This window comes from Paenibacillus sp. LK1, assembly GCF_002750415.1.
GTDB classification, from domain to species: domain Bacteria; phylum Bacillota; class Bacilli; order Paenibacillales; family Paenibacillaceae; genus Paenibacillus; species Paenibacillus taichungensis.
This window is the reverse complement of sequence record NZ_PEII01000002.1, coordinates 550795-572602: the sequence shown is the minus strand read 5'-3', so window position 1 is coordinate 572602 and position 21808 is coordinate 550795. Positions and strand designations below refer to the sequence as shown.

Sequence of the window (21808 nt, the reverse complement as noted above, 5' to 3'; positions counted from 1 at the left end):
ACGCTATCGATTCGTCTATACCATTCTCTACTTCTGAACGTATGATGAAAAAACATATATGTGCAGAAAAGAGGGTATGTCATGACAGCAAATAAAACGGGAAACGGTGTCTCCATTATTGTATGTACCAATCGGCCACAATTCTTTGACAACATCCTACAAAATTACAATCGACAGCGCTATAAAGCAAAAGAGCTTATCATCATTTTGAATCATGACAGCATGAATCTGCAATTATATCAAAATCGTGTTCGAAAACATGCGAATGTTAGCGTCTATCAAGTACCAGAAAGCATATCGCTTGGACAAAGCCTGAATGCCGGGATTACCCGAGCCCAATTCCCGTTGATCGCCAAATTTGATGATGATGACTACTACTCGCCATTTTATTTGAAAGAACAAGTAAATGGACTAAGAAGAACGAAAAGCGATATTGTGGGCAAACATTCGTGCCTCGTTTACTTGGGTGCTTCAAAAACACTGCTGGTTAGATCACCCAAAGAAAAGAATAAATATGTGGAATTTATACAAGGCGGCACACTTCTGTTCAAAAGGGAGATATTAAAGAAGGTCCGATTCACGGATCGTTCCATTGGAGAAGATGTAACCTTTCTAAGACAATGCAGAAAAAGAGGATTCAAAACCTATGCTACGTCACCATATAACTATGTGTATCACCGGAGACAAAATAAAAAAAGTCATACCTGGAGAGCAGATGATAGCTTTTATCTGGAAGGAAGCAAACGGTTAGCAGTCACGGAAAATTTTAGATCATATGCAGATAAGGAATTATAGAGGGAACCTGATTGAAGTACTAGCTAAACACATGTATGGAGTCAAAAAGCCGCGATTTTCGCGGTTTTTTTATTAGAAGTAGCAACGTTTTTTAGAAAAAAGTGACTTGACTTTTGCAGACGTTTAAGCAGGTACTTGACAGCCGTATGGTATATTATAAAAAGCTCTTTAATGGTGAACACATGATAATCTACAAGATGGGGTGTACGTGATGTATCAATATAAGGATCAAGAGTATGAAGGTGTACATTTTGAAGGACGTGACTTGCGTTATGGAGAACTCATTAGTTGTGTTTTCAAACAGTGTACCTTTATGAACGCTTCGATGGAAGAAATCGAGACAAGCAACTGCCGTTTTATCGAGTGTGACTTTAAAGGTGCTTCCATGAATGGCTCCATCCATAGAGAATCGGCGTTTGAAAACTGCTTATTTGGTGGTGCTAATCTTTTCGCTTCCAAATTTACCTCCTGCAAGATGACGGGATCGGACTTCTCAGGTGCACAAATGGATGGTATTACACTAAGTCAGGGTGATTGGTCTTATACGAATCTCAGACATACCCGATTGGGCAAACAGGATTTGCGAGGAATTCGTTTCTTTGAAGCTGACTTTACGGATACGGATTTTACCAAAGCAGATCTGAGAGACTGTGATCTCACAAGAGTAGTTTTAAGCAGAGCCAAGCTGCAAGGGGCCGATCTTAGAGGTGCTAACCTGGAAGGAATCGATCTGAAATCATTGGACATTAAAGGTGTACGTTTGGATCGCGAACAAGCGGTTCTGTTTGTACGCTCTTATGGTGCGAAAGTAGATTAAGCTGAACGACAAACAAGAAACCGCCTATAAAGGCGGTTTTTTTGATATGGAGTTGTTCCAGTTCAAGCAAATTTGCAGGACTAACAGATATAAACAAGAAATAATAAACATAAGTTTCAAATAAAAGGAGGCCATTATGACTACTACATTAATTATTATTGTTGCTGTTATTGGCTTTGGGCTTATAACAGGCACAATCACTATGATTATGGTATTTAAACTGCTCCGTAACAATAAACAGAAACAGCACCTTCGAAAAAGCATTTTAATGGATGGGATTCCCGCAGAAGCGATTATTCATGACATTACACAAACTTCATCCAGTATGGATGGAAGGCCGGGAGTGCGACTGGATTTGACCGTTACCCAAGTTGACGGTCGTACCTTTCCCACGATTCTAGAAACATACATCCCGGTTACACATATTCCCCAATTCCAGAAAGGAAATGTCATTCACGTAAGATACATAGCAAACGGAAATGAACGAAAGGTTGAAGTGGAGGATGCTTATCTTCCTTAGGTGAGTATACCGATTAAAATAATTATTCCATTTATGATTGGAAACCACATGATCGTATATACCTCAATGCACTTCATGAAATGCAATGCATTATGTTTCAACACCGTTTCTTTTTGAGCGTTTTAAACGCAAGGCTACCCAGCTCATAAGCAGAGCTGCAACGAGTAAAAATAAAGTTAATCCTGCAATGACTACAAAGAAGGAGTGGTCAAAAGCAGCAAAGGCGGCAGATTTGAGTAACTCCGCAGACTCAGTAGGTAAACTTTCGGCAGCGATAAGAGCTTCATCCAGACTGTCCTTCACATTAACTGGCACACTCATCCCTTCAGGAATCCTCATAGCAAGCGTGTATACGAGAGTAGACATACTCCCAATGATGGCAATACCTGATGCTCCACCCAGCTCATAACCCACTTCCTCAATCGATGCTGCCATACCAGCTTTGTGTGGAGGTGCGTAACTCATGATGGAATGGGATGCTGCGGTCATCCCTGCGCCAAGGCCTGCGCCAAGTAGTGCTAAACCAAGGATCTGTCCAGTAAACCCTGCATTGAACTGCATCAGATATATCCCTATGCCCAGACCGGCGATCAAGAGAGAGAAACTTTTGATGTATACGACATCTACACGATGCATGATGGATCCGACAATAGGGCCAGCAATGAGTGCTGCAACGGGTATAGATAAGGTGAAAAGTCCCGCTTGAAGCGGTGACATGCCCTCCACAAGTTGAAGGCGTTGTGTGACCAGATATTGCACACCCATTTGCGCAAACAACCCGACCAGTGCGGTGATAAAGCCAGTGCTGAATCTTGGGATATTGAATAAGGACAGATCCAAAAGCGGGTTGGTGCTGTTATTTTGACGGCGAATAAAGATCATTAGGGACAGCATACCTATTAATGCTGCGCTAATGGCTAATGTCAGAGATCCTTCTCGCCTTGTGAATTCCTTGATGGAATAGATGATTCCAACCATGGCGATCATGATCTGAAAGGAACTGGTGAAATCCCACTTTTTCGACGAATCACCTTGATGTTTAGGAATCATTTTTAAGGCGAAAACAAACGCAAGAATGGCAATGGGAAGATTAATCAAAAACACAGAACCCCACCAGAAGTGTTGAAGCAGTAGCCCGCCGACAATCGGACCCAGTCCCGCACCACCTGATGCAATAGAGCCCCAAATACCAATCGCGAGTGCAAGTTCTCGTTCATTTGTAAAGGTAACCCTGATGATCGACAATGTCGCTGGCATCATCATGGATGCGCCAACTGCAAGAAGAATTCTACTCATGACAAGTACAGCCGGTACTGGAGAAAAGGCAGCAGTAAGAGAAGCGACAGAAAATACGAGCAATCCCAGGGTGAATATTTTTTTATGACCAAGACGGTCCCCAAGCGTTCCCATTGCAGGCAGAAGCCCCGCCATGACGAGGGAGTAACCGTTCAGAATCCATAATTTTTCTGAGGCTGATGCACCTAAATCATGGGTTAAGCTAGGTAAAGCGGTGTATAGGATGGTCATGTCCATCACGATTAGTAATAGTGCACTTGATACGATAACAAGAATCATCCAACGTTTTAACTTTGACATATTTCCCTCCAACAATATAAATAGATAACTTGCATTTTTAAACCATAAACTATAGGGTAACCCTATAGTCAAATTAATTTTGAACTATAGATTCTAGCGGAGGCCTGGTACAATGTCGGGAAACCATACACAACAATTTACTACCAGTGAATTTGCAAAAATCTGCGGAGTCACTAAACATACTTTATTTCATTATGATGAGATTGGACTGTTAAAGCCGGAGTTTACGAATTCCAACGGTTACCGTTATTACGGTATTCAGCAAACCTATGTACTTGATGTAATCCATGTGCTGAAAAAGGCGGGAAGCTCTCTAGAGGAAATTAAGTCTTTTATTCAAAATCAAAATACGCCTTTATTAATCGAGCTTTTTGAACAGAAAATGAAGGAACTGGAGCTAGAACAACTCCGAATCAAACGTATGCAAAAGCTCTTGAATGGTGCCATTGTCATGACACAACAAGCTATGAGTGCTTCACAGGAAGGTCTGGCTTTTGAAGAATGCGAGAAAGAATATTTTATTGCCGTTCGACTGGAACGAGGAGATGGAGACAAGGAGTTTACCCGCAAGTTTGTCGAATATCGAAACCATTGTGAAGAGCGAATGATCGAATATGAGTTTCCGGTATGGACTGTAGTTTGTCAGGAGAGTTTTGAGACAGGACACTTCTATCCGGACTACTTTTGCAATCAAATAAAAGCACCGATTCCTGGCGAATCGATGTTAGTCAAGCCCAAAGGACTGTATGCTGTCATGAACCATCGAGGATCATATGAAAGCATGCCAAAAACGTATTTAATCATTAAAGAGCATATAGAACGAGAGGGATTTGAAATCTGTGGAAACGTGTATGCCATGGATCTGCTCAGTTATTTTGCGGAAAATAATCCGGATGAGTATATCATCAAGATATACGTAGAAGTGTGTAAGGTTGCTGAGACAAAATAAAGAATAGAAATCGATTTAATTCAGGAGGGTATTTTTTGAAATTAGTTAAAGCTTATGATATGGATTTGAACGAAGAATGGTCAACGCATCTTCAGGAATTGCTTATTGCCAGTTTTCCAGAGGTCTACCCGGAGGACCGTTTGTTTTTCAAGCAAATTCCACATGGCAGAATATTAGCATTCACCTCAGATAATCAACTGATTGGGCATGTAGGATTAGATTACAGAATGATGAATTTGAATGGAAAAGCAATAAGAGTTCTAGGGATCATTGATCTATGTGTTTCCACTTCACATCGCTCTCAAGGAATTGGTTCCTTTTTGCTAGCGGAAGTGGAGAAGCTGTCCAAAGGGCATATTGATTTTGTGCTATTATTTGCTGATCATGAGGACTTGTATAGCAAAAATGGGTTCAAAACGGTTAACAACACATGTAAGTGGTTGAAAATTGACCATGAAACCTTAATTACAATTGGAGTTGGAATTCAGAAGGTCGAAGGCTTGATGGTTAGAGAAGTCGGAACTATGCCATGGGGTGAAGGAGAACTCGATTTTTTAGGCTATTTGTATTGAGCACTATGAGCACTCACCCAAAAATTGAGCCCATAAAAAAGGTGATAGAGCCACGCAGTTTCGTGGCTTTTTTGTATTCCAAGAGAATTTGTTTATAAAATGAATTTGTTGAAAAATAACAAAGTGATAAATTTTATTTATCGAAATGAAATTGAATTTCATTCATGAACGTTTCATGAGTTCGTTTACATGCCATAGAAAATATTTTATAATTGTCATCGGAAGAACTATAACTAACTAAAAGTTATTAAGTGTTAAAATTAAATTAAATAGACGTTAAAACGTCAAGAGACATCATGAAAGAAGGCAATCAGTAAATGAACTCATTTTTTGTAGATTCCAATGGAAACTTGAAAACCTCTTTGAAAGGCAAGGATGTTCTGTCCAATCCCTTGTTGAACAAGGGTACTGCCTTTAACGAAGAAGAAAGAAGAGAGCTTAACCTGAATGGCATCTTGCCACCGATGGTTTTAAATATTGAAGAACAAGTGAGTCGAGTATATCAGCAATTGCAGAATGAATCGGATAATCTGCGAAAAAGCATCATGCTTAGTGATTTGTTCAACCGTAATATTGTACTCTTTTACCGTTTAATGAAGGATCATCTTAGCGAAATGTTGCCGATTGTGTATACACCTACGGTCGGACAAGCTATTCAGGAATATAGCCATCAGTACCACAGACCAGGTGGTCTATATTTATCCATTAATGATATGGATGGGCTGGAGGAAGCTTTCCGCAACAGTGGTTTACATGCTGGAGATGTGGATTTGATTGTGGTGACCGACTCGGAAAGTATTCTGGGCATCGGAGACTGGGGCGTTGGCGGCATTAAAATTGCCATTGGTAAACTCGCGGTATATACAGCAGCCGTAGGCGTTGATCCAAGCCGTGTATTGCCTGTTGTGCTGGATGTGGGAACCAATAATCCCAAACTGCTGAATGATCCATTGTATGTGGGCAACCGTCATGAACGGATTCGCGGGGAAAAATATGAGCAATTTATCGAAGCCTTTGTGAAAGAAACAACAAAGTGGTTTCCGGATATCCTGCTTCATTGGGAAGACCTGGGCAGCGTGAATGCCAGAAATATTATACAGAAATATGGGGAAGAACTCCTTACATTTAATGATGATATTCAGGGGACGGGTGCGGTTACACTTGCGGCGATTATGTCCGGAGTTCAAGTGACGGGTGTACCTCTTTGTGAACATCGTGTCCTTGTATTTGGACCAGGGGCAGCTGGCATTGGTAACGCGGATCAGATTCGTGACGCTATGATGGAAGAAGGGCTTGAGCAGGAGGAAGCGGAGAGCCGTTTCTGGGCGTTCGATTATCGTGGAATCCTTACGGATGAGACGGAAAGTCTATTTGAATTCCAGAAACCATATGTACGTAAAGCTGCGGAAGTGAAAAATTGGGCGTTGAATGAGCAAGGGCAGGTTAGTTTGCTGGAAGCTGTGAAACAGATCAAACCAACGATCCTGATCGGCACTTCCGGTGTGGCAGGTGCCTTTAATGAAAAAGTTATCAAAGAGATGGCGAAGCATGTGGAACGTCCAATCATTATGCCAATGTCCAATCCGACCTCGCTTGCCGAAGCAGCACCAAGAAGTTTGATTGAATGGACGGATGGCAAAGCACTGATTGCAACAGGCAGCCCCTTTGAACCTGTCATGTTTAATGACACATTGTATGAAATTGGTCAATCCAATAATGCTTTTGTGTTCCCTGGTTTGGGTCTAGGAGCGATTGTAGCGAAAGCATCGAAATTTACCAAAAACATGTTCACCGCAGCTGCAGTGGCCGTAGCTAATTCGGTAGACTCCTCTGCACCAGGTGCTCCACTTCTGCCCAGAGTGAAAGAGCTGCATGCTGTTTCGTACAAAGTTGCAGTGGCGGTCGCCAAGGCGGCAGTGGAAGATGGCGTTGCGCGTGTAGAATTGAAAGACGTTGAAGAGGCTGTAAAAGCTGCCATGTGGCATCCGGTGTACAAACCGCTGTATGCGGCAGTTTAATAATTGAATACAGCGCGTGGTAACTATAAATTCTTGTGGGTCGATAATGTGGATTTGGATTCAAAAAGGTGCACAACTTGATTTCTCGCCTTGACCCGTGGCTGTATTCCATGTTAAGTTTCTGATATTAAATTGTTGAGCTTTTAAAGGGGGATAGAGCGATGACTGAATTAGAGGTTGTAGATGTTTATGTGAACCTGTCAACGAACATGAACACTGACATGGTTCACAACATAACTAATCAGAATCCGGCACTTTATCCTCCTATGCATAGATTATCTTGGTGTTAATTTTTTGAACGCCAAGTCTCTTTATCATAGTCAGGTTGATGTAACGCAAAAAAGCACCGGTGAATGGGGCTTTTTTGCGTTTTTTCATTTGAGGATATTCTAATCACTCTGACACGAGGGATATGTCATTATGCAAGAACGGATTGAAATTCTGATTATGTTCAAATATAAAGTGAGGGACCATGTCGTGGTAAATTTCACGTCGGTTAACTTTTATATTTCACATAAAAAGGATGATCTTTATGTCTTTAATTAACGTTAGCAACCTAACCTTTGCCTATGATGGCAGTTACGATAATATATTTGAAAATGTAAGTTTTCAGCTAGACTCCGATTGGAAATTGGGCTTTACCGGAAGGAACGGCAGAGGCAAAACGACATTCCTCAATCTGCTGCTTGGTAAATATGAATACAGCGGAACTATTTCTGCGAATGTTAGCTTTGAGTACTTTCCTTTTCAGGTTCAGAATAAAGGAGCTATGACCCTCGATGTCATTGAAGAGGTTTATCCTGAATATTTACACTGGCAGCTTGTTCGAGAGCTTAACCTGTTAAAAGTTTCGGAAGATATTCTGTATCGGCCTTTTGATTCCTTGTCTAACGGAGAACAAACGAAGGTGATGCTGGCTGCCTTGTTCCTGAAGGATAATCGGTTTTTGCTCATCGATGAACCTACCAATCATCTCGACATTCATGCCAGAAAACTCGTCAGTAATTATCTTCGCAGCAAAAGTGGATTTATTCTGGTGTCACATGATCGATCTTTTTTGGATAATAGCGTAGACCACATCCTGTCCATCAATAAAAATAACATTGAGATTCAGAGAGGGAACTTCTCCGCTTGGTGGGAAAATAAACAAAGGCAAGATCAGTTTGAACTTGCAAGTAATGAGAAGTTAATAAAGGACATCAAACGTTTATCCGATTCTGCCAAACGGACGGGTGGATGGTCGCATGAAGTGGAAAGAACCAAAAATGGTACGAGAAATTCCGGTTCAAAGGTGGATAAAGGCTATATTGGACACAAGGCTGCCAAAATGATGAAACGTTCCAAAAATATTGAGCAGAGGCAGCAATCCGCCATCCAAGAAAAGTCCAAACTTCTGAAAAATATTGAGAGTGCAGAACGTCTACAGATTCATCAACTGGATTTTCACAAAAAAGAACTTGTTGAATTGGAACATGTGTCGATTGCATACGGCTCCAATACGGTATGTAAGGACGTGAGTTTCACAGTTGAAAAAGGGGATCGTATTGCACTTTATGGTAAAAACGGATCGGGGAAATCAAGCATCCTTAAACTGATTTGTGGTGAGGATATCCCTTATACAGGTCAATTTCGAAAGGATCACCAACTTAAGATCTCGTATGTGTCCCAGGACACGTCAGATCTCGGCGGCCAATTATCGGATTATGCTGACACGCAGGGAATCGATGAAAGCCTGTTTAAATCGATACTAAGAAAGCTTGATTTTTCCAGGCTGCAATTGGAGAAGGATATCTCAACGTATAGTGCAGGCCAAAAAAAGAAGGTGCTGATTGCTAAAAGTCTCAGTGAGCAAGCTCATTTGCACATTTGGGATGAACCCCTCAACTTTGTGGATGTCATTTCTCGTATGCAAATAGAAGACTTGCTGCTGGAGTACTCCCCAACCCTTCTGTTTGTAGAGCATGACAGTGAGTTTTGCGCAAATATTGCAACAAGAATTATCGAGCTATAAGCAAAAGGGAAAGATAAAAGATATACATTCTAAGAGCCGCCGCTTGGCGGCTTTTAATCATTACATCTATCTTTGCAATACATAACCAATCATAGGTAATGCTTGTTACGTGTTCAGACATCGGAATTGTGAGCAACTATGCTATAATTTTATAGTCACAGCCAATCAAATGATGGTTCATTGAATCAATTTATTGAATATATTCCCCAAGAGGTGTAAACCCGTTGAAAAAAGAAATGACATCGATGAAGCAAATGAGACTTAATTCCATTCTGGACGAAGCAACCAAACTGCTGATTGAAAAGCCCAACGCATCCATGAATGATATCGCAGAATCTGCGAAAATTGGTATTGCAACCCTGCATCGATACGTGGAGAGTCGCGAACAATTAATGGTTTATCTGGGCTTGCGTGCGATCGAGGTGGTCAGTGAGGCCATGCAAAACATTCATTTGGATGAGGAAAACTGTGAAACGTATATTCCGGAACTGATTGAAGTGCTCATTCCGTTAGGGGATAAAATATTTTTCCTTACTCATGACGCAGCTATACACTATAATCCTGAGATTGAGGGAGCAGATTTGAAGCTGAGAGAACCTATACTGCATGCGGTCAGCATGTTGCAGCAAAAGAATTACTTTCGTCAGGATGTCAATAAAAACTGGATTGTAGATGTGCTTTATTCTATCTTGTTTCTGACGTGGCAGCAGGTTGTAAGTGGTGACATTGCTCGTAAATCAGCAGCTTCGCTAGTTGTGGATACGTTCTATCACGGCTTTAGGGCCAGATAAGAACAACATATAATAAATGCAATATAACACCCCATTGTGGAGTCGGTCGTGTCATTGGATACGGACTCACTTTGGAGGTGTTTTTTTGCGTGGAGAGCTATCAGCGATTCTTGAAAGGCGCATATTTTCTTTTCGGTACATATTCATATTTTAACAGAGTTCAGAATTTAAGATTTAAAACTTACAAAAAATGATATAAATTTCTAGTAGATTCAAATCATTACCAAATTAAGACAGTGAATTTGCGACAAGGAGGTCGATAATCTGCACTGAACGCGATACCGTTTCAACTCGCTTTTGCACGCATTCCATCATATCCAACAGGAGGGATTCCATGCTTTACACCATTATTGTGCCAGTTAACCAGGACTATAACATTTTGAACCTGTTCACGGACTCATTGTTACGGACCGTAAGCCCGTCCACTCAAATCATTTTTATCAACGATGGTTCCGGTTCTGCTGTCTTACAGCATTTGGAGAAACTGAAACAAGAGGTTAGAGAAGGTGTAACGATTGAAATTCTTCAGCATGATTTTCCACTTGGTTGTGCCGTATCAATCAATAGCGCGCTTCGGCGAGCAGAGGGAGATTATATTTTCTTCCTGGATTCCGATACGATCCTTCAACCGAACTGGCAATCCATGATGAAAGAGACGATGGACAGCGACATTACGATCGGTATGATTGGCGGTGTTCTGCTCTATCCGCAAACGGGAGGTGTGCAGCATTGTGGTATTGCATTTGCCGATACAATTGGTCGCCACTTATTTCTGAACGCTTCGCCTGAAGACATTCCGAAGGAAACATTTTCAGTTCAGCTTGTCGTATTCGCCATGTTCGGCATGAAGAGGGAAGTGTATGAAACGGTAGGCGAGCTGGATGAAAAGTTCTTTAACGGATATGAGGATTTTGATTATCAGATGCGAGCACGGGCAGCCGGATATGATACGGTCATTAATCCGAATATTCTCGCCTATCACTGGGAACGGAGCAGTGGCATTCATCGCAACTTCAACCGTAAAAACAATCTGGCACGTTTCTGGAAAAAGTGGGGTGGGGAAATTGAGGCCGATGTTTGGCCATTCGTATTCGGTCATCTGAAAGAACAGCTGGATAGCCAGAGTGAATATCAGCATCTGCCGATCGTTGGTATCGATCTTGCAGAAGTTCGCAGTGACGCGGATACGTTCTGGACCAAGCTGGAGGAAGCTGACATTGCACCTGTTGCTGAGGTACGTGACTATTCCAACCGCTTTAACTCTAATGGAGCTATCTGGCTGCCGCAGGTTCTGGGCAAGGAGCTGATTCATAGCGAGAACCGATTATTGTTTCTGGTGGACAATTTCGCCCGGTTGTTGGAAAACCGTTACTGGATCGAGATGAGACATGCTCATCGGGCTAAAGATCTGATTATTGATCTGTATGGCAATGTTATCACCATGGATCGCATATATGATGGCTGCTGGCCAGGCTCCAAAGTTCGCTAACTCACAAACCAAGTAAACAGGGAGGAACCAAAGGTGAAATCAAAAGAGAGCACGCTTGATCGTGCCGTAAGGTTTACACGGAATCTGGAGTGGTTGGAACATGTCGAAAAGGTTATTCCGAGCGGATGCAGTACGTTAGCGAAAGCACCAGAACGATTATTTCCGGGATATACACCCGTATGCTGCGCAGAGGCACGCAATTCCCGTTTTATAGATATCGATGGAAATGAATGGTTGGATTGTGAGATGGCCATGGGTACGGCGCCATGGGGACATGCGCGGCATGAAGTTCAACTGACCATCATCCATCAGCTGAAAAAAGGGACAAGTTATTCGATTCCTGCTGACATTGAACTTGAATGCGCTGAATTGATTTTGGAACGGTTTGAGGGCCGCTACCCCTCATTGCGATTCACCAAAAGTGGCGCCGATGCAGTCAGTGGAGCCGTACGTCTGGCTCGTGCGGGAAGTGGCAAAAGCAGGGTCATCGCGACGGCCTATCATGGGTGGCATGACTGGTCTGCCTATGGGTACTATGGCCGCGAAACGAAAGAACGAGGCATCCCCGTGGATATCGAACGCACAACAATCTGGATAGATAAGCCCTCACCAGAGCGTATCGAGGCCCAAATCCAATCCTCTCCCGAGGATATCGCCTGCATTGTTCTTTGTCCAAATGAATGGAAACGTGAGCCGTTGGCGCAAGTTGTATCCCTATGTCGGTCATTGGATATCATTGTCATATTTGATGAAGTCACCTCCGGTATTCGAATGGGCAAGCAAGCTACAGCTGGGGAGTATGATATCTGGCCGGATCTGCTCTGCATTTCCAAAGGCATGGCGAATGGACTGCCACTCGCAGCCGTAATGGGACCAGAACATCTGATGTCATTATCAGGACAGGTCAGATTCAGCAACGCCCATTCCAGCGAGACTACTGCACTCGCGGCAGCGATTGCATGTGAGAGATTGATGAAAAGCGCTAAAGTATGGCCTAGCTGGCGCGAGGCTACTATTCGGATTATGGATCTGATTGAAGCTGAACTCGTACTTCTTGGATTAACCGATCAATTGGTGCTGAAGGGTACCTATGCGAGTTTCTCCATTAGCTCTATTTCGGAGGAAAACTTTCATACCGATCCTTTCCGTGAGTTTATGGTCAAACGAATGGCCCACTTCGGAATATTCACCAAAGGGTACTTTATTTTCTCTGATGCTCATACCCGGGAAGAATTATTGTGGGTGGAAGAAGCGCTTTTGCAGACACTATCCGACTGGAAAGAAGTTCTGAAACAGGAACACTTTTCGAATTGAGATTTACGAAAACGTTTAAAATTTTATTCAAATTATATTAGTTGAACTATTCATTTACACGTGAACGGAGAGGACAGAATAAACCTGAAAAAGCGGAGCGGTCGCCTTTATCCCGGATTTCCCCCTTTAAAAAAAGGAATTAAAAAATCTGGGGATAACAACGATTGGAAGGTTGTTCTGTCATCGGAGTGGATTGTGTAAAATCTTTATTTCAACTTATATCAAACATCGACTAGGAGGAATATTCAATGAAAGCACTCGTATATCAGGATCTTAAACAGGTGACTTACCAGGATATTGAGGAGCCAACTATACAAAAGCCAAACCAGGTAAAAATTAAAATCTATGGTTCAGGCATCTGCGGTACAGACCTGAATATTGTCAAAGGCAAAGTGCCGGCGAATAAAGGAACGATTATTGGTCATGAAGGTGTAGGTACAGTGATTGAGGTTGGCGACGAAGTTCGCGGTTTCAAGGTAGGTGATCGGGTATTGGTTGATCCCACGCAATCTTGCGGTACCTGCTCCTATTGCCGCGAAGGACTGTTCATCTACTGCGAGAATTTTGATGACTATCAAGTAGGGATGACGACACATGGAACCTTTGCTGAATATTTTGTTGGGGACGAAAAGTATATCTATGCCATCCCGGATTCCATGAGCTGGGAAACGGCCATGATGATCGAACCACTGGGATGTGTACTTCAGACGTTCATGAAAGCAGGGACTAAGCCAAGTGACTCTGTACTGGTCCTCGGTTCTGGTGCAATCGGTTCTCTGTGTCAGCTTGTGAGCAAACGATTGGCAAGGCTTACTGTAGGCACGGAAGTTGATCCATTCCGCAAAGAGTTCGCTTCAGAGATCGCGGATCATGTGTTCTATCCTCAGGAACTGACGCTCGATAAAGTATACGAGATCAATAATAACAAGAAGTTTGATATTGTAGTGGACGCGGTTGGTAACCAGCTTCATGTGGGATTTGAGATGATTGCCAAAGGTGGCAAGATCATTCCTATGGGTTATGACGACAGCTATGAGGTGACGTTCAAATCAACTGCCGTAATTAATGATGGTATTAGTATCATTGGTGCGGTAGCTAATCACTCGATGATCAGTACAGCATTGAAATTTGCACAAAGTATTCCGGAACTGGAGCAAATGGTTACCTCTACGGAACTGCTGAGTGATTATGAACAGGCATTCAATGGGACAATCGGGTATCATCTGCGTACCGGAGAGAAATTGCCCATGAATTCGGTTAAAACAGCTCTGATCTTGTAAGCATGTAGAATCAGCGGTTTTGCCGCTGCGAAAAGCAGGAATTCGCAGCGGTGAAACACCGCAGAAAAGGGGGAGATATCGATTGAAGCTGCTACAGGATTTGCCGAGAAATCCGCGGTACTCCATCTTACTTGAACCGGTATGGGCCATTCCGGGCACGATTGTTCTTTTTTATGCTCCCTTATATATGAAGGAAGCCGGACTTTCGGATATTGAAATTGGTTTGATCAATTCGGTGAATCTTTATTTTGCCTTTATATTTCAGTTATTTGCGGGTTCAATCACGAATAAGCTGGGTCGCAAGCGAACAACACTGATTTTTGATTTGATTGCCTGGAGTGTTCCTATGTTCATCTGGGCTTTCTCCCAGAACTTTTGGTTGTTTCTGATCGCTTACTTGCTGAATGCAACCTCCAAATTTGTGACGGTTTCCTTCAACTGTCTAATTATTGAGGATGTTGAGGAACACAAGCGATCCAAGGTATTCGCCATTCTCAACATGATCATTACTGGTGCTGGAGTACTGACACCGATCGCGGGGGTAGTGATTGCCGATTTTGGCATTGTGCCAACACTAGCCAGTATTTATTTTGTCGGTGGCATTCTCATGACCGTAATGTTCTTCATTCGCAACCGGTATACGGATGAGACCAAAGTAGGGAAGGAACTTATGGGAATGCATAGCCAAACCCGGGTGATTCAGAGTCTAGCTTCCAGTCTGCGACTTTTCGGCAAATCGTTCTACAAACGGAGGCTTTTACCGATTATTCTCATCACGGTGCTTTCCAATTTGATCCTGCAGTTGAACTTTTTTCAGGTGATTTTTTTCAAGGAACAGTTAAAATTCAATGATCAGATTATTTCATTTATCCCGGTCGTCACCGCTGTAACCGTCATGCTCTTGTATTTAGTCATTATCCCGCGTCTGAAACGGCGTTCAGAAGAAAAGTATGTCAGTTTCTCGATCATTTTAAGTACAGTGGGGGCAATACTTTTTCTGTTGATACCTGTGGGGAATATAGCCATGTTATTTCTGACTCTAATTGTACTGGCGGCAGGCAATTTCATCTTGCAAACGTATCGGGACTCACTGCTTATGAACCGATTGGGTACACATGAAAAAGCGGATATGTTCTCGGCAGTGCAGACCGTCATGACGTTAACAGCGATTCCATCAGGTTACCTGACAGGGCTGCTGTATCACTATAACCCCGTGCTGTTATTCAGTGTCATTCTTGTACTTTATATCGTACTCATGGTCATCATGTTATTCCTCCCTGATCCCCAGAAACACTCCCAGGTAATCAGTACTTACAAAAATATGTAGGAGAAGGGGTTTTCTGTATATGAAACGAATATATAATACAGAAAATGAACCTGGGAGGCATAGAAATGACAAACGTATTTGCAACAGAAACAAGAAACCAAATGAACTGGATTAATGAGCCGAAGACCTGGTCTTATACCGATCAAGGAGTTCTAATTGTAGAAGCTCAGGCTGATACGGACTTTTTCCAGGACCCAGCGGGTAAACACATCCGTGCAACCGCGCCATTTCTTTCGATGCCGGTGCCTAACGATTTTGAAATGACGACCCAGCTAACCGTGGACATGAAACATCAGTATGATTCCGGATGTTTGATGGTGATGGCAGATGAGCGAAACTGGTGCAAGCTTTGTTTTGAGTATGATGGAAAAGCAGCTACCATTGTGTCGGTAGTAACGAAGGAAGGTTCATCCGATGATTGCAATTCGGTTGAAGTTCCCGTAACCAATCCTTATCTGCGCATACGCAAAGTGGAAGACTGCATTTCATTCTTTTATTCACCCGATGGGGTGGAGTGGAAATTAATTAGATATTTCGGCATGCCGATAGAGGGGGAGATTCGGGCTGGAGTTGTTGGACAGTCACCAACCGGAACGGGATGCACCTGTCACTTTTTATCGATGAATGTTACCCGTCCGGATGTGACTGCACGCTTCTAAGCCCATCTCCCTGCCAATCGGTTGATCATTGGAGGGAGAAAAGCGGAATGGTAAAAGCTTTTATTTTGGATTTTGATGGACTGATTGTGGACACGGAGACACCTTGGTTCTATGCTTTTCGCGATATTTATAAAGAGCATGGACTTGAACTTGGGCTGGAGCTTTGGTCGAAAAATGTAGGGACATCGTTTGAAGAATTTCATCCTTTTCTATATCTGGAGCAAGCGCTGCAAAAACCGATCGATCACGATCATATCAAGCTGCTTTCTGAACAGAAATACGAAGCATACCTTGGACAGGCAGCAATTCTTCCAGGCGTGCATGAGTTGCTCCAGTCTGCCCGTAAAAAGGGAATTCAACTTGCCGTTGCTTCCAGCTCTACCCGGGATTGGGTTCATGGTTATTTACGTACACTCGGCATTTTCGAACTATTCGATGTTATTCATACAGCTGAGGACGTCAAGCGGGTCAAACCGGACCCGGAATTGTATCTGCTTGCCCTGGAGAGTCTCGGGATCGGAGCATCCGAAGCGGTTGTGTTTGAAGACTCGCCGAATGGACTGAAGGCAGCCAAAGCGGCGGGGATTCGCTGTGTCATTGTGCCTAACGAGGTAACGCGTAATCTGGAATTCTCGAAGTATGATCTGCGGTTAACCTCGCTGGCAGAGATCACGATGGAAGTTCTTTAACCCTGGTATTGCTTGCGTAACTCAATAGGAGAGATTCCTTCATATTTCTTGAAAACGGATCCAAAATAACTGGCGCTGTTGAAACCGACAGCCCGAGCAATCTCGTGTGCCGTTATCCCAGCATCATGGACGAGCATTTCCTTGGCTTTCAATAACCGATATCGTGTCAGATAATCAAGCGGAGTCATTTGGAATTCCTTTTTGAATATCCGATTTAAATGCTGTTCGGTGACGTTCATTTGCTGAGCCAGCATGGAGAGCGAGATATCCTGATCATAATTTTGCTTGATAAAAGTAACCAGTCCGCCCAGCTTTAATCGGGCATCCGAGCGTTCATAAGCACCATAACGATCGCCATCAATCGTTAACCTGACCAGAAGCATGTACAGCAATGCGGATACGTGCCAGATTTGATCCTTGTGCCGGGACTGTAGCGCCAACGTTATTTCATGCAACAGGATATGAAGCATTCCATCCGGCTTGAAGGCGCGCAGCTCCCCGATCTGCAAGGTATGCAGAAACCGGGGCAACAAATAGCCATTAAAGGACAGGCAATTGAACAACAATGAATCACTCAGATTGTCGTAACGATATGTTACCTCCGGAAACATAATAAGAGCTATTCCTTCCCGAATTGAAAACTCATGATTTTGGGCAGCGATTTTCCCTGTTCCCCCGATACACTGCACAATACTGTAATCCCGTGAATGGCCGTTCCAATTCATTAATTCATCTACGGTCAGCTGATTTTGACCTGTAATCATAAGCGGCATATCGGGATCCAGTGAATTCCCCATACTAGGTTTCGGCATCGTTGTGTTTTTCCTCATTTCGTTAAAGGTCGTGTGCGTAAATGGCGTGGATACAGCGTTAAAAGAAACCTGATTTGAATTATATTACATAAATAACATTTTATCGAAAACCTTTTAGGAACACGTATCATAATGTCGATGCCTTGCCATTATCACACCAAGCAGTATGCGTTATAATGGTTACAGTGATTTAGGAAAGGGATGCAGTCATGAAGAAAGTCATCGTCGTAGGATCAGGAATTCTTGGGGCTTCCACAGCGTATCAATTGGCTAAACGGGGTGCGGAAGTTCTTCTTATAGACCGGAAAGATCGAGGGCAGGCTACGGATGCTGCTGCCGGGATCATCTGTCCCTGGTTATCTCAGCGCCGTAATCAGGATTGGTATCAGCTTGCCAAAGCGGGTGCACGTTTTTATCCCGGCTTGATTGAAGAACTCAAGAGTGAAGGGGAAACAGAAACGGGTTACGCTCAAGTGGGTGCTCTTAGTATTCATACGGATGTGGACAAAATCAACAAGATGCAGGAGAGGGCACACCTTCGTAAAGAAGATGCACCGGAGATTGCCGATATTACCCGTCTAGATGCAAAAGAAACTCATGAGCGTTTTCCTCTTCTGGAGGAGAGCTTTCAGTCCGTCTACATCAGTGGTGCTGCGCGTATCGATGGACGTGCGCTTCGTGATGCCTTAATCCGATCGGCTCAACGAAATGGAGCGGTCCTGATTCATGGGGACGCGACACTTCAATATGAATCGGACCGAGTGACTGGAGTGGTTGTGGACGGTAAAGTCATATCGGCTGACGAGGTTATCGTGTGTGCCGGCGCTTGGGCTAATGAACTGTTGAAGCCCTTGGGCATTGATTTTAAGGTTCATTATCAGAAGGCGCAAATTATGCACTTGCAGGTTCACGATCGAAAGGACACTGAGAACTGGCCTGTAGTCATGCCTCCTTCGGATCAATATCTGTTAGCCTTTGATCAACAGAAGATTGTGATCGGAGCGACTCACGAAAATGATATTGAAGGATACGATACAAGAGTAACCGCAGGCGGAATGCAGGAAATTTTGAATAAAGGATTGGAACTGGCTCCCGGTTTAGCTGATAGCACGTTTCAGGAAGTAAGAGTAGGTTTTCGTCCATTTACTCCAGGTTTTCTTCCGGTAATGGGTGCTGTTCCAGGTTGGAATGGCTTGATCGCAGCTAACGGGCTTGGAGCGTCTGGGCTAACGATGGGGCCTTTTATTGGCAGTCAACTGGCCAAATTGGCTTTGGGTATGGATTTGGATATCGATATTCAGCCATATGACCTTGGAAAAGCAATGAATGATCAGAATTGAGGTGAACTATGACGTATTCACAGCGCTTAACTCACGGCTACTCCTCAGACATCATCTATCTGGAGCATCAGATTGCCATCGCAGAGGAGGAATTGGCAAAAGCTGAGGAAAAGCGGCGGGCATACGAATCGGATTTAGATCAGTTAAGAACGTCTCCCGGGTATCATTCAACTTCAGCAACGGACGTCTCTAATGAGAAAAAATGGGTCGATGAGTTAAACAAATTGCAAGGTATGATTAAAGATATCCGGACCCGACTTAAAGACTTGCAAGAAGATTTAGGGGAACTTGAAGATTAATAGGAATGGATTGACATTTGGAAAAACACATGTTGTAATAAGCCTGAGCTATTTGCAGGGGGACTGTTCGCAGTTGAGAAGGTTAAAACCTGACCCTTTGAACCTGTTAGTTAATACTGACGTAGGGAGCAAATAACATGTACTCATGTTATTTTGCCCTTGCCGAAAATAGGACAAGGGCTTTTTGGTCTGCATTTTAGAGGACAGAACGCGATAGCTGGATGTGAAGCGGGGACATTATAATTTTAATAAAAGGAGAAATGATCATGTCATTTTCAAGAACGTTAAAAGATAAGTCCAGAACCGTATGGGAAGATGGATACAACCATCCTTTTTTACACGAAATGGGGAAAGGCACACTGGATCGGGAAGCGTTTAAGTTTTATCTTCTTCAGGACTATACATATCTGATTGAATATGCGAAGATTTTTGCCATGGGTGCGGTGAAGGCGACAGATGAAAAATTGATGACGAACTTTACGGTGATTCAACACGCTATTCTGTACGAAGAAATGGATTTGCATCGAAAGTATATGAATGAATTTGGGATTGCGCTGGATGAAAATCATGCTGTCAAACCCTCTCTATACAACAAGGCGTATACGTCGAATATGATGAGTGTTGCACAAACAGGTGGGGTTGCCGAAATCATCGCCGTCATTTTCCCTTGTGCGTGGACGTATTACGACTATGCTACAAGATTAAAAGAACAATATCGAGATTCATTAGAGGGCAATTTCTATCAGACCTGGATCGAAAATTATGCAAGTGATGATTTCCGCGACTCATTTGAATGGTTCTATGATACACTGGATGCATTATGTGAACATAAAACCGAGCTGGAGCTGGAGGCCATAGAAGACATATTCAGAAGAAGTGTTGAATTTGAATATCTGTTCTGGGATATGTCGTATAAACGGCAACTCTCGTACTTGTGATGAATGCAATCTACTACAACCAGAGATAAGGATGAACATACAGATGGACAATCGTGAGGAACGTATCTATTTGCGATTTTTGAACGTGGAGGACGCGCCGACATTGCTGGATTTGCAGTTCCGTAACCGGGCTGTTTTCGAAGAGATATCGGCAAGTGAACGATCGGAGACGTTTTATACACTGGAGGGTCAAGTTGCACTTCTCGAAGGTTGGAACAAGGCCAGGGAAGAAGGGAAACGTTACTCTTTTGGAATCTTCCTGAACAATACACATGAGCTCATTGGAGAGATTTCTCTGTTCGAACTTGAACTGGATTCCACAGCCAAATGGATTGTTGGTTATGTGCTAGATCAAGTGCAGAATGGCAAGGGATACATGAGCGATGCCCTTCGGCTAGCACTGGATTTTGCTATGAATGAAGCGGGAATAAAACGAGTGGAGGCAGGTGCACTTCCCGACAATGCCGGATCAATTCGAGTGTTGCGTAAAGCGGGCTTCCAGGAAACGGACCGCCAGAATATTAAAATCAAGGGAAGTTGGAAGGAACATGTGATGTTTGCAGTGGATTTGCAGTAGATTGTTGAATACCGTAACGTGAACCACCTAAATCATCCAGGGGGAACTTATGAATAAACGGAAACAAATGTTATTGGACTCAGCACTTGTGCTCTTTGAGAAACATGGAGTAACCAACACCTCTATACAGATGATCCTAGACGAGTCAGGTGTGTCCAAAGGAACATTTTATAAATTCTTTGGTTCCAAGGATGATTGTATTCTTGCTATTCTGGAGCAGCGTGTACAGGAAGATATGATGATTCGCAAAGATTTGGAGAGCCAAAGCTATGCATCCGATTTTGACTTACTGGTAGATCAAATTATGGTGCCGATGATTTTGCCGGAAAAAAAGCTTGTTGTGGAGCTATTCTGGACAGGCTTCTACTCTGGAGAATGCAATCTAGAGAACTTGACTCGTACGCAGTTAAATTGGTTATCTGAACGACTGGTACAGGTATTTGGTGAAGAATTAAAACCCTTTGCTTATGAAGGGGCTATTTTTGGTTTTGGCATGATCCATCAAATCTCGAATATGTGGAGAAACTTCCATCTTGCCCAACCGAATTGGAACCATCTTGTGCCCAAAATCCTGAACTACATTGAAATTTTGCTTCGTTCCATGCTGGAAAGGCAAGAGCATATTGTTGATTTTCCAAGTCTGTTGGTGATCGCTCCTGATTCCAAAGAAATTGCGGTGGATAAAAACAATCTGATTGCTGGTCTTCAAAAATTCAGTCATTCTATTCTCCACTCGGAAGTATCTATTAAAGCGAAAGAACTGACCAAAGGACTGCTTGCTTTAGTCGAGCAGAAAGAGATCAATATTTCCATGTTGGAAGTAACGCTGCAGGCGTTTCAAACGGAATTTGAATCGTCTTCTATGAATTGCGAAGCTAGCAGAATTGTCAAAGACTGCGGCTTATATCTTGAACAAATCAGGCAGGTTCCGATGGAGAAAACGAAATAGAACACGAAATAGAACACGTTAGCGCAGCGGTTCTCACTGAAGTGCAGAGGTTTCTGTTCATTTGTA

General features: G+C 43.0%; 21 protein-coding genes and 1 riboswitch. Of the genes, 19 read left to right on the top strand and 2 right to left on the bottom strand.

The genetic code is table 11. The features are described from left to right. Nucleotides 1-81: 81 nt before the first annotated feature. The 3 genes from CS562_RS06240 (at nt 82) to CS562_RS06230 (ending at nt 2132) form a co-directional block, all read left to right on the top strand. The gene (locus CS562_RS06240) at nt 82-795 is read left to right on the top strand and encodes a glycosyltransferase family 2 protein (RefSeq protein ID WP_076288367.1); all 714 of its coding nucleotides are present in this window, start codon (nt 82-84) and stop codon (nt 793-795) included. Nucleotides 796-1006: 211 nt separating this feature from the next. Further along, nucleotides 1007-1612 carry a pentapeptide repeat-containing protein gene (locus tag CS562_RS06235; RefSeq protein ID WP_076288368.1) on the top strand — a complete coding sequence of 202 codons (606 nt, stop codon included), beginning with the start codon at nt 1007-1009 and terminating at the stop codon, nt 1610-1612. 136 nt (nt 1613-1748) lie between these two features. Then, the gene (locus CS562_RS06230; RefSeq protein ID WP_076288369.1) at nt 1749-2132 is read left to right on the top strand and encodes a hypothetical protein; all 384 of its coding nucleotides are present in this window, start codon (nt 1749-1751) and stop codon (nt 2130-2132) included. Nucleotides 2133-2222: 90 nt separating this feature from the next. Here CS562_RS06230 and CS562_RS06225 read toward each other — a convergent pair whose 3' ends face one another. Continuing rightward, nucleotides 2223-3728, bottom strand: a complete 1506-nt coding sequence (locus tag CS562_RS06225; protein ID WP_099854396.1) for an MFS transporter — start codon at nt 3726-3728, stop codon at nt 2223-2225. A 112-nt stretch (nt 3729-3840) separates the two neighbouring features. Between CS562_RS06225 and CS562_RS06220 the strand changes: the two genes are divergently transcribed. The 11 genes from CS562_RS06220 (at nt 3841) to CS562_RS06170 (ending at nt 16827) form a co-directional block, all read left to right on the top strand. Then, a complete protein-coding gene (locus CS562_RS06220; RefSeq protein ID WP_076288371.1) occupies nt 3841-4677 on the top strand; it encodes a MerR family transcriptional regulator in 837 nt (278 codons plus the stop codon). Nucleotides 4678-4712: 35 nt separating this feature from the next. Beyond that, complete coding sequence (locus CS562_RS06215) at nt 4713-5249, top strand: GNAT family N-acetyltransferase (RefSeq protein ID WP_099854394.1); 537 nt, start codon at nt 4713-4715, stop codon at nt 5247-5249. A 317-nt stretch (nt 5250-5566) separates the two neighbouring features. Next, on the top strand, nt 5567-7267 hold the full coding sequence (locus CS562_RS06210) for an NAD-dependent malic enzyme (RefSeq protein ID WP_099854392.1): 1701 nt from the start codon (nt 5567-5569) through the stop codon (nt 7265-7267). A gap of 532 nt (nt 7268-7799) precedes the next feature. Next, a complete protein-coding gene (locus CS562_RS06205) occupies nt 7800-9278 on the top strand; it encodes an Lsa family ABC-F type ribosomal protection protein (RefSeq protein ID WP_099854390.1) in 1479 nt (492 codons plus the stop codon). Nucleotides 9279-9502: 224 nt separating this feature from the next. Next, a complete protein-coding gene (locus tag CS562_RS06200) occupies nt 9503-10069 on the top strand; it encodes a TetR/AcrR family transcriptional regulator (protein ID WP_099854388.1) in 567 nt (188 codons plus the stop codon). Nucleotides 10070-10403: 334 nt separating this feature from the next. Then, complete coding sequence (locus tag CS562_RS06195) at nt 10404-11558, top strand: glycosyltransferase family 2 protein (RefSeq protein WP_090949691.1); 1155 nt, start codon at nt 10404-10406, stop codon at nt 11556-11558. 33 nt (nt 11559-11591) lie between these two features. Further along, nucleotides 11592-12872, top strand: a complete 1281-nt coding sequence (locus CS562_RS06190; protein ID WP_076288377.1) for an aminotransferase class III-fold pyridoxal phosphate-dependent enzyme — start codon at nt 11592-11594, stop codon at nt 12870-12872. A 248-nt stretch (nt 12873-13120) separates the two neighbouring features. Beyond that, nucleotides 13121-14152 carry a zinc-dependent alcohol dehydrogenase gene (locus CS562_RS06185; RefSeq protein WP_099854386.1) on the top strand — a complete coding sequence of 344 codons (1032 nt, stop codon included), beginning with the start codon at nt 13121-13123 and terminating at the stop codon, nt 14150-14152. Between the two features lie 82 nt (nt 14153-14234). Continuing rightward, nucleotides 14235-15479: an MFS transporter gene (locus tag CS562_RS06180; protein WP_099854384.1), complete on the top strand. Its 1245-nt coding sequence runs from the start codon at nt 14235-14237 to the stop codon at nt 15477-15479. 65 nt (nt 15480-15544) lie between these two features. Continuing rightward, nucleotides 15545-16138, top strand: coding sequence for a DUF1349 domain-containing protein (locus tag CS562_RS06175; RefSeq protein ID WP_099854382.1), 594 nt, complete (start codon nt 15545-15547; stop codon nt 16136-16138). A 47-nt stretch (nt 16139-16185) separates the two neighbouring features. Then, the gene (locus CS562_RS06170) at nt 16186-16827 is read left to right on the top strand and encodes an HAD family hydrolase (protein WP_180287045.1); all 642 of its coding nucleotides are present in this window, start codon (nt 16186-16188) and stop codon (nt 16825-16827) included. On the opposite strand, the gene CS562_RS06165 is transcribed toward CS562_RS06170, so the two are convergent. Beyond that, nucleotides 16824-17639, bottom strand: a complete 816-nt coding sequence (locus CS562_RS06165; protein WP_180287044.1) for an AraC family transcriptional regulator — start codon at nt 17637-17639, stop codon at nt 16824-16826. The genes CS562_RS06170 and CS562_RS06165 overlap by 4 nt on opposite strands. 209 nt (nt 17640-17848) lie before the next feature. On the opposite strand from CS562_RS06165, the gene CS562_RS06160 reads away from it, so the two are divergent. The 5 genes from CS562_RS06160 (at nt 17849) to CS562_RS06140 (ending at nt 21742) form a co-directional block, all read left to right on the top strand. Next, entirely contained in the window at nt 17849-18979 is a 1131-nt protein-coding gene (locus CS562_RS06160; protein ID WP_099854376.1) for an NAD(P)/FAD-dependent oxidoreductase, read from the top strand. Between the two features lie 8 nt (nt 18980-18987). Next, entirely contained in the window at nt 18988-19278 is a 291-nt protein-coding gene (locus CS562_RS06155) for a hypothetical protein (protein ID WP_099854373.1), read from the top strand. A gap of 46 nt (nt 19279-19324) precedes the next feature. Then, nucleotides 19325-19423: riboswitch (TPP riboswitch) on the top strand. A 121-nt stretch (nt 19424-19544) separates the two neighbouring features. Then, a complete protein-coding gene (gene tenA / locus CS562_RS06150; protein WP_099854371.1) occupies nt 19545-20216 on the top strand; it encodes a thiaminase II in 672 nt (223 codons plus the stop codon). Between the two features lie 43 nt (nt 20217-20259). Continuing rightward, nucleotides 20260-20793, top strand: coding sequence for a GNAT family N-acetyltransferase (locus CS562_RS06145; RefSeq protein ID WP_099854369.1), 534 nt, complete (start codon nt 20260-20262; stop codon nt 20791-20793). A 49-nt stretch (nt 20794-20842) separates the two neighbouring features. Next, the gene (locus CS562_RS06140) at nt 20843-21742 is read left to right on the top strand and encodes a TetR/AcrR family transcriptional regulator (RefSeq protein ID WP_099854367.1); all 900 of its coding nucleotides are present in this window, start codon (nt 20843-20845) and stop codon (nt 21740-21742) included. The last annotated feature ends 66 nt before the right edge of the window (nt 21743-21808 follow it).

Excerpts from the sequence above, each read along its gene's own strand:
- CS562_RS06240 (WP_076288367.1), top strand. The coding sequence starts at position 82 with ATGACAGCAAATAAAACGGGAAACGGTGTCTCCATTATTGTATGTACC.
- CS562_RS06235 (WP_076288368.1), top strand. The coding sequence starts at position 1,007 with ATGTATCAATATAAGGATCAAGAGTATGAAGGTGTACATTTTGAAGGA.
- CS562_RS06230 (WP_076288369.1), top strand. The coding sequence starts at position 1,749 with ATGACTACTACATTAATTATTATTGTTGCTGTTATTGGCTTTGGGCTT.
- CS562_RS06225 (WP_099854396.1), bottom strand. The coding sequence starts at position 3,728 with ATGTCAAAGTTAAAACGTTGGATGATTCTTGTTATCGTATCAAGTGCA.
- CS562_RS06220 (WP_076288371.1), top strand. The coding sequence starts at position 3,841 with ATGTCGGGAAACCATACACAACAATTTACTACCAGTGAATTTGCAAAA.
- CS562_RS06210 (WP_099854392.1), top strand. The coding sequence starts at position 5,567 with ATGAACTCATTTTTTGTAGATTCCAATGGAAACTTGAAAACCTCTTTG.
- CS562_RS06205 (WP_099854390.1), top strand. The coding sequence starts at position 7,800 with ATGTCTTTAATTAACGTTAGCAACCTAACCTTTGCCTATGATGGCAGT.
- CS562_RS06195 (WP_090949691.1), top strand. The coding sequence starts at position 10,404 with ATGCTTTACACCATTATTGTGCCAGTTAACCAGGACTATAACATTTTG.
- CS562_RS06185 (WP_099854386.1), top strand. The coding sequence starts at position 13,121 with ATGAAAGCACTCGTATATCAGGATCTTAAACAGGTGACTTACCAGGAT.
- CS562_RS06175 (WP_099854382.1), top strand. The coding sequence starts at position 15,545 with ATGACAAACGTATTTGCAACAGAAACAAGAAACCAAATGAACTGGATT.
- CS562_RS06170 (WP_180287045.1), top strand. The coding sequence starts at position 16,186 with ATGGTAAAAGCTTTTATTTTGGATTTTGATGGACTGATTGTGGACACG.
- CS562_RS06165 (WP_180287044.1), bottom strand. The coding sequence starts at position 17,639 with ATGCCGAAACCTAGTATGGGGAATTCACTGGATCCCGATATGCCGCTT.
- CS562_RS06160 (WP_099854376.1), top strand. The coding sequence starts at position 17,849 with ATGAAGAAAGTCATCGTCGTAGGATCAGGAATTCTTGGGGCTTCCACA.
- CS562_RS06155 (WP_099854373.1), top strand. The coding sequence starts at position 18,988 with ATGACGTATTCACAGCGCTTAACTCACGGCTACTCCTCAGACATCATC.
- tenA (WP_099854371.1), top strand. The coding sequence starts at position 19,545 with ATGTCATTTTCAAGAACGTTAAAAGATAAGTCCAGAACCGTATGGGAA.
- CS562_RS06145 (WP_099854369.1), top strand. The coding sequence starts at position 20,260 with ATGGACAATCGTGAGGAACGTATCTATTTGCGATTTTTGAACGTGGAG.
- CS562_RS06140 (WP_099854367.1), top strand. The coding sequence starts at position 20,843 with ATGAATAAACGGAAACAAATGTTATTGGACTCAGCACTTGTGCTCTTT.